Below are 15,461 nucleotides of genomic sequence, written 5' to 3' on the forward strand. Positions count from 1 at the left end.
CAAAAGGAACGTGTATGCCCGCTGCTGAATTCCACGCCCACGGATGCCATCTGCAACTCAATGGCCAACAGTTAAGGCTGCGCTACTCGCTACTCCAACGCGCCCTTGGGGCCACCGATGAGCACATAGAGCTCAGCGATGCCCACGCCATCAGCCAGATAGCGCTGCCTACTGCCACCACCATGGGTGCAATCAGCATTGGCGATGTGGTGATCAACTTTGCCCCTGGGGCCACAAAGGAACAACAGCGCTGCGTGGATGCACTAGAAGCCGCAGCGCAGGGCAAGGTGGCTCCGGCGGTCGTGGTGCCTGGGCTCGATTTCCTCGCCATTGATGTGGAAACCGCCAACGCCGACTGGGGTTCGATCTGTCAGATCGGCGTGTGCAAGGTTCGCGATGGTGCAGTTGTTGCTCAAGACGCATGGCTGTGTACTCCCCCGGATGAGCTCAACACCTTCGATGATGCCAATATCGCCATCCACGGCATCACCGCAGAAGATATCGCCGATGCCCCTGAATTTTCCGAGGCGCTGCAAAGGCTTGGCACCTGGATGGATGGCTCACCGCTTTTAGCCCACAACGCCCAATTCGATATGACCGCTGTGCGTCGAGCCTGCATCAGCGCCGGCCTTGAGGTGCCCGAGGTTGATTTCGGCTGCTCCCTAGCACTGGCGCGAGCAGCAAAGCTCGACGTGGTCAATCACCGCCTGCCCACCGTGGCCAAGGCCTTGGACGTGGTCTTGCAACGTCACCACGACGCAGGCGCCGATGCAGAGGCATGCGCAGGCATCGTCGTGGCACTTGCTCAACGCGATGGCATCGAAGGTTCCTTAGCTGATGTGATGCACTCCTTAGGCTTCCAGCTTGGCCACCTCGACGGCTCGAAGGTGTATCCGGTGTTGCGTGATCGCAGCCTCAAAGCCAATGACGACGTAGAAATAGCAGCGCTGACCCCAGAGCAGTCACAGCAGCCGAAGAAGCCTCGGCAGCCTTGGGCCAAGGTTGCCACTCCCGATGAAATTCCAGAGGCCAATACCCAGGCAGACCCAGCGGGCAATCTCTATGGCCAAACCGTGGTGCTTTCCGGAGACTTCGAGCCCTACTCCAAGGGCCAATTATGGAACGCCATGGCCGAGCAGGGTGCGCATGTGGCAAAGAACGTGACCAAGAAAACCACCATCTTGGTCTCAGGTCCATGGGAGGGAAAAACTTCCAAGCTCAAGCGTGCCGAAGAGCTGCAAGCAAAAGGCCAAAAGCTGGAGATTTGGTCCAAAGAAGAGCTTGTCACCCAGCTCGGTTTGGAAGAAGACCCCCCGTTTTAAAAAGTTGTAGGGAACCGATCAGCCCCCAAATGCGTCAAAGAGCTATAGAAGGTTTTTCTTTAGCAAGCATCAGTGGCCAAGGGGTTGAGAAGGTTCATGCAGCAAAGCATCACATTTCCACCAAACGATCAGCACAGCGCCAACACCGTGGCAGCACGCCACGAGCGCTTCATTGCCCAGGCAGAAGAATTTCAGGCAGGCATTGTGCTCCGACTAGCGCACAACACCGAGGCTGCTCACCCCAGCCCCGGTGGGCAACAAAGACGCAAACAGCCTCTGGATCGCTCGGCTGCTGTGGCTCGGCTTCGGCTGAATGATCACCACAGTGCCGAGTTCGTGCATATGCACGCCCCTCACATTCCACTGAAAGTACGCACCTTCCAGGCGCTTGGCCTCAGCCTTGTGCAGGCCTTCGAGCTTGCCGCCGAGAACGCCATGAAACGCGCCACCACCGAATCTGGTTTAGCCCTTCGGGCGCGCCCATCTGCGCTACTTACCGGCCAACCCAGCGCCGGGATGCAAATGGATACACCCGGTTCTTTGCCTTCGGGCTGGTTGGCTCATCCGCACCTTCACGGCATTATCCACCGTCACTTCAGCAACGTTTTCGGCGCGCCGCCAGTATTTTTCGCCCCCGATCACCGCACAGTATTGCTCAGCCCCACCGCCTGCCCGCTGCTTGAACATTGGATCAGCCAACGCTTTGGCAAGGTGCAACCCATCCGCTTTGCTTCCTTATTGTCGGCATAAGGCACATGCCGTATATCTGGCAGCTTCGCTTTTACACACGCCCAGCTCAAGGTGCGCCCACAGGTGGTGGATCTCACCTAGGGTTAATGGCGTGAATATCACCGCAACCTACCGTCTGCAGCTTCGAGGCCCTAAAGCTGATCCCAATGGTCGTGCCTTCGGTTTTTCCGAGGCCGAAGATATTTTGGAATACCTTCACGATTTGGGCGTGAGCCATATTTATCTCTCCCCGATCCTGCAATCGCGCGAAGGCTCAGCGCACTCCTATGACGTAGTGGATCCCACGGTGATCAACCCTGAGCTCGGTGGCATCGACGGTTTCCGCAGCCTTGCCCACCACGCGAAGTCTCTCGGCATGGGCGTGGTCATCGATATCGTGCCCAATCACGTAGGCATTGCTACACCAATCCAAAATGCCTGGTGGTGGGATGTACTCAAGCATGGTCAAGGCTCCGCCTATGCCCACTACTTCGATATCGACTTCCGACAAGACAATGGCGCCAATGGCCGCATCGCACTCCCGGTCTTAGGCGCCGAAGGCGATGAAAAGGCATTGGAATTCGACCAGGTCGAAGGTGAAGAGGTGCTTCGCTACTATGAACACCTCTTCCCCATTGCCCCCGGCACAAGGCAGAAAACACCACTTGAGACATACCAAAACCAGCACTATGCGCTGCTGGACTGGCGCACAGGTGTCATCAACTACCGCAGGTTTTTCTCCGTAAACGACCTCGCCGGTATCCGCCAAGAAGATCCGGAAGTCTTTGAGCACTCCCATGCCATGATCCGGCAGTTGATTGAAGAAGACCTCATCGACGGTGTGCGCGTCGATCACCCCGACGGCCTCGCCGATCCCTTTGCCTACCTCCAAAGGCTCAGAACATTAATCGGTGATCGGTGGCTGGTGATTGAGAAAATTCTCGGCGTAGAAGAGCCCTTGGATCCGCGTTTGGCAGTCGATGGCACCACTGGCTACGACGCCTTAAGGGAATTCGACGGGGTATTCGTGCACCGCAGTGCCGAAGACGCATTGAGCATGCTGGCCTTGGAGCAATCGGGATCCACCTGGAATGCCACCGCCATTGCCGCCACGGAGCATATGTTAAAAGCCGAAGTAGCCGCCGGAGAACTGAATGCGGAGATTCTTCGGCTCCTTCGCGCCATTCGAGCAGATAATTTCTCCACCGGCGGCCACAGCGTCAGTGAGGAACTTCTGCGCGAGACGGTGATCGAATTGGTGGCAGAAATGCCGGTGTACCGAGCCGATTATCTTTCCCTGTCGCGATTAACGGCCACCGCCATCGCCGATCACGCCCACCGCTTCCCCACCCGCAGAGCTGCACTCGATGTTTTCGCCGCCGCCATGCTCGCCAATGGAGAGGCAGCAACCCGTTTTGCCCAAGTCTGCGGCGCCGTGATGGCCAAGGGCGTGGAGGATACGACCTTCTATCGCGCGTGCCGTTTGGTGGCCTTGCAAGAAGTCGGTGGCGCGCCGGGTCGCTTCGGTGTCTCCGCGGCGGAATTTCATATGCTGCAGCAAGAGCGTGCAAAACTCTGGCCTCGTGCGATGACCACGCTGTCTACCCACGACACCAAACGCAGCGAAGATGTACGCGCCCGCATTATCGCGCTCACCTTAGACCCGGCAGGCTTTGTCGAGCTATGCCACAAGGTCCACCAGCTTGTCCCCGCACCCGACGGCGGCACTGGGCATTTCCTTTTGCAGAACATTCTCGGCGTATGGCCTGCCGATGGTGACATCACCGAGACACTGCGTTCAAGAGTGCAAGACTATGGGCTCAAAGCGGTGCGCGAGGCCGGGGTGCACACCAGTTGGACCGAGCCCAATGAGCAATTTGAACGGGCCGTAGGCGATTGGATCGATGCACTGCTCTCTGGCCCTGCTACCGGTTTGATCAGCGCGTTCGTCGAAAAGCTTGAGCAGGCGGCCCTCCCGATTTCTCTGGGCAGGAAACTTCTGCAGCTTTGCGCCCCGGGCATCCCCGATGTGTATCAGGGCACTGAGCTTTTCGACGACTCCCTGGTGGATCCAGATAATCGCCGCTTTGTCGATTACACCCGCAGGAAGCAACTGCTTGCCGCACCGCCGGATTTCAGCAACCCAGATGCCGCGAAATTGCAGCTCACTCACGCCGCTTTAGCGCTGAGGGCAAGGATACCGGAGTGCTTCGTTGGCGGTTCCTACCAGGCAGTATTTGCCCAAGGACCTGCGGAATCTAAGTGCATCGGCTTTGCCCGTGGTGATGCCAATGGTGTGCTGCACGTGATTGCCTTTGCCGTGCGTAAACCCGCGCGTTGGCAATGCGCCGAGGAGTGGGAGAACACCACTTTGAAGCTTCCTTCTGGTACTTGGCGCGATGAGCTTAGCGGCAGAAGCTATAGCGCAACGGTGGAGTGCGCGGAGCTGTTTGCTACATTGCCTTGTTGTTTATTGGTCAAAGAAAGGTAGGAGCCTCGTGGGGTCGAAGCGCATCACGCAGTTGAGCCAAAAGCTTCGTGCGTTTAACCAGGAGCATCCTCAGGCTGCTGAGGATTTCGTGGATGCTTTCGAAGATGTGCTTGCAGATGCCGGCCTCACCTACGACCGGGTTGCTGCCCGGGTGAAAAAGTGGAGCTCCTTAAAAGCCAAAGCCAATAAAAAGGCAGATGGCAAGTGGATCTATCCCGATCCTTGGCAGGATGTGCACGACATTATTGGTGTGCGCATCACCACCTTGCATTCCACCGAGATCCCCCACGTCATTGACGCCATCGACGATGTTTTTAGTGTTGTGCGCTCAGTGGATAAGACCGCCCAAACACGAATCTCGGGAGGTTTTGGCTACGGCTCGCATCATTTGATTTTGAAAGTCGATGAGCGCGTGGAAAGCCTTCGCGAATACCTCGGGCAGCAATTTGAAGTTCAGATCCGCACCGTCTTGCAGCATGCCTGGGCAGAATTCGAGCACGATATTCGCTATAAACGCGCAACAGATCTTGACCCACAAATCGACCGCGCATTTACCCTCACCGCCGGCCTGATCGAGCTTGCAGACCAACAATTCGATCAAATTGCCGCGATCCGGGAACCCGACACCACCTCCAGCAAGGATGTGGCGTTTTCGGCAGAGACCCTGCCGGGCATCATCGCAATGATCTTGGGCAATACCGTGCCACCTTCGCGCAGCGAACACTATCAATGGCTCGAAGAGTTGCTTCACGCCCACGACATCACCACCGCATCGCAATTGCGCCAATTGCTGTCCCCGCAGCGCATCGCCTTAGTCCGCGACGGCCTTGATTATCGCTTCCAACCGGGGCAAATTCGGCTTATCGACGACCTCCTGCTGCTGAGCTTTGGCGAAACGCATATCGAAAAAACAGGCAGCAGCGGTGCGCACCCCAAACAGCGCATCCCTCGCTTGCGCAGGCGGCTTGAGGCTTTGCACAAAGCCAGGCAGGCCGATCCCACTGTCTTATTCGAGCAGGAACCCTAGCGAGCCTCAGGCCCAAACGCTAGCGCGCCTGCGAGCGAGGCGCTAAGGTGGCGATCAACATTTTGATTAGCCTTGAATCAAAGGCTTTCATACGAAGGAGATCTTTTATGCAGGTTATTTTTGAACTCTTCCCGCAACTGGCCGACGCAGTCCACGTGTGGGGGCTCGCCATCGCCGATGCCTTCCGTCAATTCAACATCGACTTCCCTCCGGCTTGGATCAACCTCTAAGCCAACCTGCTACCTGGGGCGCCTGCCGAGCAAACGATCAGTCTCGCGGCGCTCCTTTTTTGTTGGCCTCCCGGCTCCTCGATCGCGCTTCGGCATCGAGGCAATAATCTCTTTCGGCGGGGGCGGAGGAGAATGGTCGATATAGCACTCCCGGGCGACTGCAGCCCCAACGCGCTTGCGAATCAGTTGGGTAACCTCAACGCGTTTTTCGTGGTGATTCAGCCACACCCTCACATGATCGCCCACCACCACCTGCTGTGAAGGTTTCACCGCAGTGCCATTGAGCTTGACGTGCCCAGCCTTGCAGGCCTCGGCTGCTTGAGCGCGGGTTTTAGCCAAACGCACCGCCCACACCCAGGCATCGATCCGAACGGAGCCACTCATGCCTGAGGATCTCGATAGTTCGTAATCGAACGCACCTTCGCCACGCCAAAACCACCCAAAGCAATAGCCAAAACCAATCCGATAACGATCAGCGAGCTGGCACCGGCTAGCAAACCAATAAGCGCTATCCCGCCGCCACCGATCACCCCGACCGCTGCAGTTTTGGAGTATTTGCGCACATCGGCTTTGCGTTGTTCGATGCTATTTCTTGGGCGTCGTTGCATAGTCACAGCCTTCATTTTAACCTGCCGCATCTACCCCGCCCGGCGCCTACCTTCACAGTTATTCGACTGCTTCTTCCATCCACGTGCTCCCCGCTTCTTGCAGCTTTGCTGCACCTGAGGTGAGCTCGGCAAGCAAGGCGCGGAGGTGATCGACGTGCTCTTCTTGTGCCCCAAGGGTCAGCGTGACTTTTTGGCCATAATCGCTTTGAAGCACCTGCACCCCTGCTGCTCTGAGTCGGGCTTCAACTGGGCCGGCTTGGGCGTGGCTTAATTGCACCTGATAAAGCCCAACCTGCGTGCGTCGCACGGTGCGTACTTGCTCTAAACCTAAGCTCACCGCCTCCGAATAGGCGTGGACTAGGCCTCCGGCGCCGAGTTTGATGCCCCCGAAATAACGCACCACCACCGCCACGATGTCTTCGATCCCACTGCCGCGCAGCACATCGAGCATGGGTTGGCCTGCCGTGCCAGATGGTTCCCCATCATCGGAGGATCGCTCAATTGGTGTGAATCCTTCCTGATGGCAGATAAATGCACTGCAGTGATGCCGTGCATCTGGGTACGTGGCTTTGATGTCTGCAATAAATGCGCGAGCTGCGTCTTCTGTATCGGCCCGGTGGATAAAACAAAGAAATTTCGAACGCTTAATTTCGAGTTCTGCGGTAAAGGTTTCTTCAACTGGGCACAGGTACATGCTTTCGCAGTGTATCTTTTGTGCTTTTACACTGGTGCATTATGACCTTCCCAGCTTCTACCCGCCCTGATCAGCCCACCGCCGTGTGGGCACCACGAGCAGCCGACGTTTTATTGTGCGTCGAAGGCAACGAGATTCCCATGGCCACGCATCCACATGGGTGGTTCGCCTGCGATACGCGCCTTGAGCCTTCGCAGCGTTATGGATTCCGTCTTCGCTGCCCTGGGGCTAAAGATTTCGGGCCGGTTCTGCCTGATCCTCGAAGCCAGCGCCAACCCGATGGTGTGCATGGCCTGAGTCAGGTCATCGATCCCGGAACTTGGGACGATCAGCATTGGCGTGGCAGGCCTTTGGCCGAAGAGGTGATCTATGAGCTTCATGTGGGCACCTTTAGCCCTGAGGGAACCTTCGCCGGTGTAGAAGATCGCTTGGATTATTTGCAGCAGCTTGGGGTTACGGCCATTGAGCTCATGCCGGTGCAGCCTTTTGGAGGCACTCGCAACTGGGGCTATGACGGCGTGGATTGGTTCGCCGTCCACGAAGCATATGGCGGGCCCGAGGGTTTGCGCTCGCTTGTTCATGCTTGCCACCGCCGCGATATCAGCGTGATTTTGGATGTCGTGTTTAATCACTTCGGGCCCGATGGCAATTATCTTCCTGCCTTTGGCCCATATCTCAGCGACGCCACCACGGGTTGGGGCGAGGCGGTGAATTTCTCCGGCCCCTATTCCGATGAGGTGCGTTTGTATTGCTTGGATGCAGCGCGCCAGTGGCTCGAAGATTTCCACATTGATGGCCTTCGGCTCGACGCGGTGCACGCCTACGACGATCGCGGTGCGTGGTCAATCATGGAGCAGTTGCAGGCAGTTGCCGAGGACGTGGAAGCAAAAACTGGCAGGCACAAGTATCTGATTGCCGAAAGTGACCTCAATGATCCGCGCCTGATTTCCCCTTCGGGCTACGGCCTTGCTGGGCAGTGGGTCGATGATATTCACCACTGCATTCACACGCTCGTGTCCGGCGAGGACCAGGCCTACTATTCCGATTACGCCAAGGCAGGCATCGCGGGGCTTAAAAAGACGCTGGAGGACATGTACTTTTTCCAAGGCAGCTTTTCGACGTTTCGCGCACGCACCCATGGCCGCGAACTCAGCGCCGATATTCGCCCCCAAGCCGGCATTACCTACACCACTACGCATGATCAAACAGGCAACCGCGCACTCGGCGATCGTCCCTCTCAAAACTTAAGCGCTGAGCAACTCCGGCTCAAAGCGGCTTTGGTGCTGCTGAGCCCTTATGTTCCCATGTTGTTTATGGGTGAAGAATTCGCAGCTCAAAGCCCCTTCCCCTTCTTTTGTTCTCATGAATCAGCAGGGCTGAACCAGGCAACCTCGCAAGGCCGGCTCGAAGAATTTGCACAGCATGGCTGGAAGCCAGAGGAGGTGCCAGATCCTGCCGATCCAGCAACCTTCGAGTCAGCGCGACTCAATTGGGATTTCGACCAAGATCAAGAAGCGATGCTTTCTACCTATCGCGAGCTGATTGCGCTGCGCAAGAAGCACCGTCTTGCTCAGCGCGACTATGGCGAATTTGAGGTCAGCACTGAGGGGCAGGTGCTGTACCTGCGCTATGAGCACTTGGAACTTCAGGCCAATTGCTCCGGCGCTGCCGATCACTCCCAGGGCCTAGGCCCTTGGGAGTATCGAATTCGGGAGTTCTAGAGCGAGACGAGATAAGAGTATTCGGCGGTGCCGGGTTCAAGGCGGCGGCACTCAATACGCGAGGCATCCATGCGCCGGATCAAACCGTCGAGATCCGTGGCGCGACCAAGCTGCAAACCAACCAAGGCGGTGCCGGTTTCGCGGTTGTTTCGCTTGAGGTACTCGAAAAGCGTGATGTCGTCGTCGGGGCCCAAAATATCGTTGAGGAAGGTGCGCAATTGCCCTGGTTCCTGGGGGAAATTGACCAAGAAGTAGTGCTTGAGGCCGCGGTGAACTAGGGAACGTTCCATTACTTCGCCGTAGCGAAGCACGTCATTATTGCCACCTGAGATGATGCACACCACCACCTGATCGGGCTTGAAGTTGAGCTCTTTGAGCCCCGTGACAGACAGTGCACCTGCAGGTTCGGCGATGATGCCCTCATTTTGATACAGGTCGAGCATCTCGGTACACACCGCGCCCTCGCTCACGGTGAGGTTGTGTAACCTGCCCTTGTTCTTTTCAATGATGGCGAAGTTGATATCGCCGATCTTTTTTACCGCAGCGCCATCAACGAAGGGGTCAACCGTCGCCAAAGCAACGGGCTGATCTGCCTCTAACGCAGCCTGCAGTGATGGAGCACCTTCTGGCTCAACGCCAACAACGGAGGTGCGCGGGGCCATATCCGCCAGGTAGCTCAAGATGCCAGAGATCAGGCCTCCGCCGCCGACGGGCACCACCATCGAGTCGAGGGATTTACCCATGCTGGTCAATTGCGCAAGCACCTCGGCGGCAACAGTGCCCTGGCCGATAATGGTGTTGCGATCATTGAAAGGCTCGATGATGGTTGCACCAGTTGCGGCGGCATCCTCATGGGCCGCGGCTGAGGCCTCATCAAAGTTTGCGCCTACCACCACAAGTTCGACATTGCTGCCGCCGTGCACCATGATGCGATCGCGCTTTTGTTTCGGCGTTGCAGCAGGCACGTAGATGCGCCCCTGGATGCCCATGGTGCGACAGGCAAATGCCACGCCCTGGGCATGGTTGCCGGCAGAAGCAGTGACGATGCCTCGCTCACGCTGCTCGGGAGTCAGTTGGGAGATGGCATTGACCGCACCGCGGATTTTATAGGAGCGCACATCTTGGAGATCTTCACGCTTGAGATACACCTCTGCCCCGGTGAGCTCAGAGAGGCGAGCACAGTACTGCAGCGGTGTGGGCGCAATCGACGCCGAAATTCGTGCCTGCGCCATCTGGATATCGGCGGCATGAACATTTGCGTCCGGAATCGACTGTGCATTTTCACTCATGGCCTACAGAGTTTAGCCCACTGCATTCAGCCTCGCGGTGAGCAGTGGGCTATGACGGCGCCAGGTTCTACCCCAGGATGCCGGGGCCCATCGTCGCCTTCAGGTCACCCATGAGGCTTCCCGAGCGCTCTACTCGAAGATGCTCGCCGAGGATCATCAATCGCGATTCCTCGCCATGGACAATATTGAGGTACACGTCCGATTCGCCCTTGTTATTGGCAAGCACTGCTTTGAGCTTGGCAATGTTTTCCAGTGAGCACTGATCGGTGCGCATTGTCAGTCGCAGCGGCAAGCCAGCACCCCCACCGGGGCCGAGCTCGGCGGCTTTGAGGTCATCGCCGAACAGCGAGGTGCGGTCATCTTTGACCGAGATATGTGCCTTGGCGACGATGATGTTGTCTTCGACGATTTGCGGGGCGACGATGGCATACAGCCTGCTAAACACCAGGAGTTCAACTTGGGCGCCGTTATAGTCTTCAACCGTCACAATCGCCCAGGGCGAGCCGTCTTTTTTGCTGACTCGACGATCAACACCGGCGATAATTCCGCCGATCACCACCTCTGTGCCGTGGCGTAATTCGCCTTCAGAAATTGTGGTCAAAGGAGTATCGGTTTGAGCATCGAGGGCGTCTTGGAAGCCATCGAGGGGGTGGCCTGATACATACAGACCAAGCATCTCTCGTTCCAAGGCCAGCTCATGTTTGCGGTCCCAGTGCTGATCGGGCACCTGAACGGCGAAGACATTGGGGGCCTCATCATCCCCGCCGCCGAGTCCTGCAAAAAGATCGAATTGGCCTTTATCTGCGGCTTTCTTGGTGGCCAGAACTGAGTCCACCGCGTCTTCGTGGATGAGCATCAGGCCCTTGCGGGGATGCTCGAGTGAATCGAAGGCTCCGGCTTTGATCAAAGACTCAATCACGCGCTTGGAGCACGCCACGGTGGGGACTTTATCCAGGTAGTCGGAGAAGTCTTTGAAGTTGCCTTGCTCATCGCGAGCCTCGACAATCGCTTCAACCACATCGGCGCCAACATTGCGCACAGCACCTAGACCAAAACGGATGCGCTCTCCTACCGGCATGAAGTTCAAGCCGGATTCATTGACGTCTGGTGAAAGCACGGAAATGCCAAGGTGGCGACAATCGGCCAGATATAGCGCCGACTTATTCTTCTTATCGGCAACGGAAGTCAGCAGCGCAGCCATGTATTCGGCGGTGTAGTTGGCCTTCAAGTAGGCAGTCCAATAAGACACCAGCCCATAACCGGCGGCGTGCGACTTATTAAAGGCGTAGGAGGCGAAGGGTTCGATGGTGCCCCACAGCGCATCCACGGCGGCTTTGGAAAAGCCATTGTCGAACATGCCTTGGGAAAACTTCGCGTATTCCTTCGCCAGCACTTCGGGCTTCTTTTTACCCATGGCCTTACGGAATCCATCGGCTTCACCGGCGGTGTAATTGGCGAGCTTGCGAGAGATCTCCATGATCTGCTCTTGGTACACGATCAGACCATAGGTTTCTTCCAGGATGTCTTTGAGTGCTTCTTCAAGCTCGGGGTGAATCGGCTCAATGGGTTTACGCCCGTTTTTGCGGTCGGCGTAGTCATTGTGGGCGTTCACACCCATAGGTCCTGGGCGATACAGCGCCAGGGATGCAACGATGTCGTTGAAGCCTGTCGGCTGCATGCGCTTGAGCAGCTCCTGCATACCGCCCGAGTCGAGCTGGAACACGCCAAGAGTATGGCCACCCGAAAGCAGCTCATAGACCTTTGGGTCATCGGTTTCGAGCGCTTCGAGGTCTACCTCTTCGCCGCGGTTGGCTTTAATATTTTCAAGAGCATCGCCGATCACGGTGAGGTTACGCAGACCCAAGAAGTCCATCTTGAGCAAGCCGATTGCTTCGCAGGCCGGATATGGCCAGCCGGTAATCAAGGCTCCATCGGCAGGGCGCTTCCACATAGGAATGTGATCAAGCAGCGGCACGCTGGCCATAATCACCGCACAGGCGTGCACACCGGGTTGGCGAATCACACCCTCGAGGCCCACAGCCGTTTCATAGATCTTCTGTACGTCCGGGTCGGTTTCGATGAGTTTGCGCACCTCACCGGCCTCGGCATAGCGCGGGTGATTCGGGTCCTTGATGCCCGAAAGCGGAATATCTTTTGCCATGATCGCCGGCGGTAATTCCTTGGTGATCATATCGGCGATCTGGTAGCCCGGTTGGCCGTATTGCACGCGGGCTGAGTCTTTGATGGCCTGTTTGGTTTTCACCGTGCCGAAGGTGATCACCTGGGCAATTTTGTCTTCGCCCCAACGATTGGAGGCATAGCGAATCATCTCACCGCGACGGCGATCATCGAAGTCGATATCGATATCCGGTGCCGAGGGGCGCTCGGGGTTGAGGAATCGCTCGAACAGCAGACCGTGCTCGATGGGGTCGATATTGGTGATGGTCAGCGCGTAGGCCACCAAAGCACCGGCGGCAGAACCACGGCCGGGACCAACGCGAATGCCGATGGATCGCGCGTGCTTAATCAGCTCGGCAACGATCAGGAAGTAGGAGGGATAACCCTTCATGTCGATCACGTCGATCTCGTAATCGGCACGATCGATATATTCCTTGGGCACCTCGCCGCCGTCGAAACGCTCCTTGAGCCCTTCGATCACTTCATGGCGTAGCCAACTGGTGGGGGTGTGTCCTTCTGGCACATCGGCGATGGGCATTCGGTCGTGCGGGTGTGCTTCCCAGATTTCGCCGTAGTCTTGCACGCGTTCTGCGATCCACAAGGTGTTATCGCAGCCATCGGGTACGGTGTCGTCCCAAATTTCGCGCATCTGCTGCGCCGATTTGATGTAGTAGCCGGTGCCATCAAATTTGAAGCGGTCTGGATCATTCAGCGTTTTTCCGGTTTGCACACACAACATCGCCTCGTGTGCTTTGGCCTGAGATTCCAACACATAGTGGCAGTCGTTGGTCACCAGTGGTGGAAGATCCAGCTTGCGTCCGATTTCTAGCAACTCGCTACGGACTCGGCGCTCAATATCGAGGCCGTGGTCCATGAGCTCTAGAAAATAATTGTCTTTGCCATAGATGTCCTGCCACATCGCGGCTGCCTCAAGTGCGGCATCGAATTGCCCGAGGCGAAGACGCGTTTGCACATCACCTGAAGGGCAGCCGGTGGTGGCGATGATGCCGGATGCGTGTTCTGCAATCAGCTCAGCGTCCATACGAGGCCACTTGCCAAGCTGGCCTTCATAGGAGGCCATGGAGGAAAGATAAAAGAGGTTATGCAGCCCCTCGGCGTTTTCGGCAAGCATGGTTTGGTGCAAATAGGCACCGGAGGCGGAAACGTCATCGCTTTTTTGGTGCATCTCGCCCCAACGAATGCGGTTTTTATTAAAGCGCGATTCAGGTGCCAGATAGGCTTCGATGCCGATAATTGGTTTGACGCCGGCATCGCACATGGCGTGATAGAACGCATCGGTGCCAAACATATTGCCGTGGTCAGTCATGCCCACGGCCGGCATCTTTTGCCGCGAAACTTCCTCGGCCAACATATCCACCTTCGCCATACCGTCGAGCATGGAGTACTCGGTGTGGTTGTGCAGGTGTACAAAGGAGGATTGTTTCGCCATGGTTAAGCAGTCTACTGGTCTTGGCAACTTCGCCACTTTGCCCAGCACAGGGGCAAGTTTTCACCCGTTGCCCCTTCGAGGTAATACCCGAGGGTAGGTTAAGTGCCGTGTTCTTTGGCATCTTCGCGTACCTGCTGTGGGGGTTATTTCCTGCCTACTTCCCCCTGCTAGAACCAGCAGCGCCCCTGGAAATTATTGCCCACCGGATCATTTGGACGCTGGTGTTTATGGCAGGCGTGCTCACCTTCACGCGTCGTTGGCATGAGCTGTTCCGGGCATCGCCACGCACCTGGCTTCGCCTGAGTGCGTCGGGGTTGTTGATTGCCGTGAATTGGCTGGTGTACGTCATTGCCGTCAATTCCGGCCACGTGGCCGATGCGGCGCTGGGTTATTTCATTAATCCCCTGGTAAGCGTGGTGCTCGGTGTGGTGTTTTTGCACGAGCGCCTTCGACGCTTGCAGGTCTTCAGCGTTGGCATTGCAGCGGCAGCGGTGTTGCTTTTGACCATTGTTGGTGGCCAGCCACCCATCATGGGCCTGCTGCTCGCCTTTTCCTTTGGGCTTTATGGGCTCGTGAAAAAGGGCGTGAGCGTCTCGCCTCAGGCATCGGTGACTGCGGAGACGATTGTGACAGCGCCGTTTGCGCTCGGCTACGTGGCGTGGCTCGAGGCTTCCGGCAGCAATAGTTTTGCGGCACACGGCGTAGACCACGCGCTGCTTTTGGTGTCTACCGGTGTTGTCACTGCCGTGCCGTTGTTGTTATTCGGCGCGGCAGCCAAGCGCATCCCCTTGGCCACCATTGGCATGCTCCAGTACATCACGCCGACCATGCAGATGCTTTGGGCTGTGTTTATCATGCACGAGCACCTCAGCACGGTTCGCTGGATAGGCTTTGTGGTGATTTGGGTATCCGTGGCGCTGTATTTGATTGACTTAAGTATTAGGCAGCGGGGGCGCGCACGAGGGTGATGCCGAAGTGACCCCATGCGGCGTCGTCAGGCAAGGCTTCAATGGCAGCGATATCGGGTTGGGCTGCAAGCTCGCGAAGCGTGAGCAGTTCTTCTCGTACTACGGCTGCCTGCAGCGGCGCATCCTTGGCTCCAGCAAAGGATTGGTAGCGCCGGATCACGTCGGCACGCCCCTCGGGCGCTACGGGCTCCGGCAAGGCAAGTGGCGCGCTGGAATCGAGCACGACGGCATTGACTCGGCCAATTGGTTCTAAGGTTTGTTCAGCGCTTGTTGGGCTCAGCGGTTGCTGGAAGGTGATGAGCGCAAAGCGTTCGCCTCGGCCTTCAAGGGTGCGTGTTGCGCGGTCTTGGTATTGCTGGAAGGTTTCTTCTTCCTGCTTTCCAAGCACATCTCCGTTATGCATCGTGGTCTGAGTGCCTGGTTGATTGCCAGCGAGTACAACGAGCAGGATCACGAGGGCAAGCAGGCTGCCGATGGCAATAATAAAGCGAGCGCGGTCTGTGGTGTCCACGCTCGCTTATTGTAATTGTCGGTGTTATTTGCGCTTACAGGTGTTGATGCCAAAGAGGGTGTATGCGGGGCAGAATCCCGAAAATGCCGTTCCGGCAAGCACCACGGTCACGATGGCGAGCACCACGCCGAGTACGGTTTTATCGCCATTAAATGCCGCAAATGCGCCGATGGCAGCCAATACTGCTGCTGCGCCACGGATCGCGCGATCCGTGTTGTTTTCGTTTCGCTTCATAGTTTCTAA

14 protein-coding genes are annotated in these 15,461 nt (G+C 57.0%); 7 read left to right on the forward strand and 7 right to left on the reverse strand.

Annotated features, from left to right (window positions below):
• Nucleotides 1-14 precede the first annotated feature (14 nt).
• The 5 genes from IEU99_RS02030 to IEU99_RS11030 all read left to right on the forward strand — a co-directional run bounded on the left by IEU99_RS02030 (nucleotide 15) and on the right by IEU99_RS11030 (nucleotide 5,799).
• Complete coding sequence (locus tag IEU99_RS02030) at nucleotides 15-1,322, forward strand: 3'-5' exonuclease (RefSeq protein WP_128889559.1); 1,308 nt, start codon at nucleotides 15-17, stop codon at nucleotides 1,320-1,322.
• A 96-nt stretch (nucleotides 1,323-1,418) separates the two neighbouring features.
• Nucleotides 1,419-2,072: a hypothetical protein gene (locus tag IEU99_RS02035; RefSeq protein WP_128889558.1), complete on the forward strand. Its 654-nt coding sequence runs from the start codon at nucleotides 1,419-1,421 to the stop codon at nucleotides 2,070-2,072.
• 91 nt (nucleotides 2,073-2,163) lie between these two features.
• A complete protein-coding gene (treY, locus tag IEU99_RS02040) occupies nucleotides 2,164-4,542 on the forward strand; it encodes a malto-oligosyltrehalose synthase (RefSeq protein ID WP_128889557.1) in 2,379 nt (792 codons plus the stop codon).
• A gap of 7 nt (nucleotides 4,543-4,549) precedes the next feature.
• Nucleotides 4,550-5,569 carry a GTP pyrophosphokinase gene (locus tag IEU99_RS02045; protein ID WP_229718337.1) on the forward strand — a complete coding sequence of 340 codons (1,020 nt, stop codon included), beginning with the start codon at nucleotides 4,550-4,552 and terminating at the stop codon, nucleotides 5,567-5,569.
• Between the two features lie 107 nt (nucleotides 5,570-5,676).
• Nucleotides 5,677-5,799, forward strand: coding sequence for a hypothetical protein (locus IEU99_RS11030; protein WP_268234351.1), 123 nt, complete (start codon nucleotides 5,677-5,679; stop codon nucleotides 5,797-5,799).
• A gap of 9 nt (nucleotides 5,800-5,808) precedes the next feature.
• Here IEU99_RS11030 and IEU99_RS02050 read toward each other — a convergent pair whose 3' ends face one another.
• The 3 genes from IEU99_RS02050 to IEU99_RS02060 are packed head-to-tail and all read right to left on the reverse strand — an operon-like array spanning nucleotide 5,809 to nucleotide 7,101.
• The gene (locus IEU99_RS02050; RefSeq protein ID WP_128889555.1) at nucleotides 5,809-6,183 is read right to left on the reverse strand and encodes an RNA-binding S4 domain-containing protein; all 375 of its coding nucleotides are present in this window, start codon (nucleotides 6,181-6,183) and stop codon (nucleotides 5,809-5,811) included.
• Nucleotides 6,180-6,407: a hypothetical protein gene (locus IEU99_RS02055; protein ID WP_229718373.1), complete on the reverse strand. Its 228-nt coding sequence runs from the start codon at nucleotides 6,405-6,407 to the stop codon at nucleotides 6,180-6,182. The genes IEU99_RS02050 and IEU99_RS02055 overlap by 4 nt, the downstream gene beginning before the upstream one ends.
• Nucleotides 6,408-6,465: 58 nt before the next feature.
• Nucleotides 6,466-7,101, reverse strand: coding sequence for a YigZ family protein (locus IEU99_RS02060; RefSeq protein ID WP_128889553.1), 636 nt, complete (start codon nucleotides 7,099-7,101; stop codon nucleotides 6,466-6,468).
• A 41-nt stretch (nucleotides 7,102-7,142) separates the two neighbouring features.
• Here IEU99_RS02060 and treZ point away from each other — a divergent pair, with 41 nt between their 5' ends.
• Nucleotides 7,143-8,822 (forward strand): malto-oligosyltrehalose trehalohydrolase, encoded by a 1,680-nt coding sequence (gene treZ, locus IEU99_RS02065; protein WP_128889552.1) that lies wholly within the window; start codon nucleotides 7,143-7,145, stop codon nucleotides 8,820-8,822.
• Here treZ and ilvA read toward each other — a convergent pair.
• Both ilvA and dnaE read right to left on the reverse strand, forming a co-directional pair.
• Nucleotides 8,819-10,111 (reverse strand): threonine ammonia-lyase IlvA, encoded by a 1,293-nt coding sequence (ilvA, locus tag IEU99_RS02070; protein ID WP_128889551.1) that lies wholly within the window; start codon nucleotides 10,109-10,111, stop codon nucleotides 8,819-8,821. The two genes, treZ and ilvA, sit on opposite strands and share 4 nt — an antisense overlap.
• 67 nt (nucleotides 10,112-10,178) lie before the next feature.
• Nucleotides 10,179-13,739, reverse strand: coding sequence for a DNA polymerase III subunit alpha (gene dnaE / locus IEU99_RS02075; protein WP_128889550.1), 3,561 nt, complete (start codon nucleotides 13,737-13,739; stop codon nucleotides 10,179-10,181).
• 107 nt (nucleotides 13,740-13,846) lie between these two features.
• Here dnaE and rarD point away from each other — a divergent pair, with 107 nt between their 5' ends.
• Nucleotides 13,847-14,707: an EamA family transporter RarD gene (gene rarD, locus IEU99_RS02080; protein ID WP_128889549.1), complete on the forward strand. Its 861-nt coding sequence runs from the start codon at nucleotides 13,847-13,849 to the stop codon at nucleotides 14,705-14,707.
• On the opposite strand, the gene IEU99_RS02085 is transcribed toward rarD, so the two are convergent.
• Nucleotides 14,679-15,218, reverse strand: a complete 540-nt coding sequence (locus IEU99_RS02085; RefSeq protein ID WP_128889548.1) for a hypothetical protein — start codon at nucleotides 15,216-15,218, stop codon at nucleotides 14,679-14,681. The genes rarD and IEU99_RS02085 overlap by 29 nt on opposite strands.
• 24 nt (nucleotides 15,219-15,242) lie before the next feature.
• On the reverse strand, nucleotides 15,243-15,452 hold the full coding sequence (locus IEU99_RS02090) for a YgaP family membrane protein (protein WP_128889547.1): 210 nt from the start codon (nucleotides 15,450-15,452) through the stop codon (nucleotides 15,243-15,245).
• Nucleotides 15,453-15,461 lie beyond the last annotated feature (9 nt).

The organism is Corynebacterium pelargi (assembly GCF_014635485.1).
In the GTDB taxonomy this organism is placed as follows: Bacteria; Actinomycetota; Actinomycetes; order Mycobacteriales; family Mycobacteriaceae; genus Corynebacterium; species Corynebacterium pelargi.

Coding starts and splice junctions, on each gene's coding strand:
- IEU99_RS02060 (WP_128889553.1), bottom strand. CDS start 7,101: ATGTACCTGTGCCCAGTTGAAGAAACCTTTACCGCAGAACTCGAAATT.
- IEU99_RS02035 (WP_128889558.1), top strand. CDS start 1,419: ATGCAGCAAAGCATCACATTTCCACCAAACGATCAGCACAGCGCCAAC.
- IEU99_RS02050 (WP_128889555.1), bottom strand. CDS start 6,183: ATGAGTGGCTCCGTTCGGATCGATGCCTGGGTGTGGGCGGTGCGTTTG.
- dnaE (WP_128889550.1), bottom strand. CDS start 13,739: ATGGCGAAACAATCCTCCTTTGTACACCTGCACAACCACACCGAGTAC.
- ilvA (WP_128889551.1), bottom strand. CDS start 10,111: ATGAGTGAAAATGCACAGTCGATTCCGGACGCAAATGTTCATGCCGCC.
- IEU99_RS02090 (WP_128889547.1), bottom strand. CDS start 15,452: ATGAAGCGAAACGAAAACAACACGGATCGCGCGATCCGTGGCGCAGCA.
- IEU99_RS02030 (WP_128889559.1), top strand. CDS start 15: ATGCCCGCTGCTGAATTCCACGCCCACGGATGCCATCTGCAACTCAAT.
- IEU99_RS02055 (WP_229718373.1), bottom strand. CDS start 6,407: ATGCAACGACGCCCAAGAAATAGCATCGAACAACGCAAAGCCGATGTG.
- IEU99_RS11030 (WP_268234351.1), top strand. CDS start 5,677: ATGCAGGTTATTTTTGAACTCTTCCCGCAACTGGCCGACGCAGTCCAC.
- treZ (WP_128889552.1), top strand. CDS start 7,143: ATGACCTTCCCAGCTTCTACCCGCCCTGATCAGCCCACCGCCGTGTGG.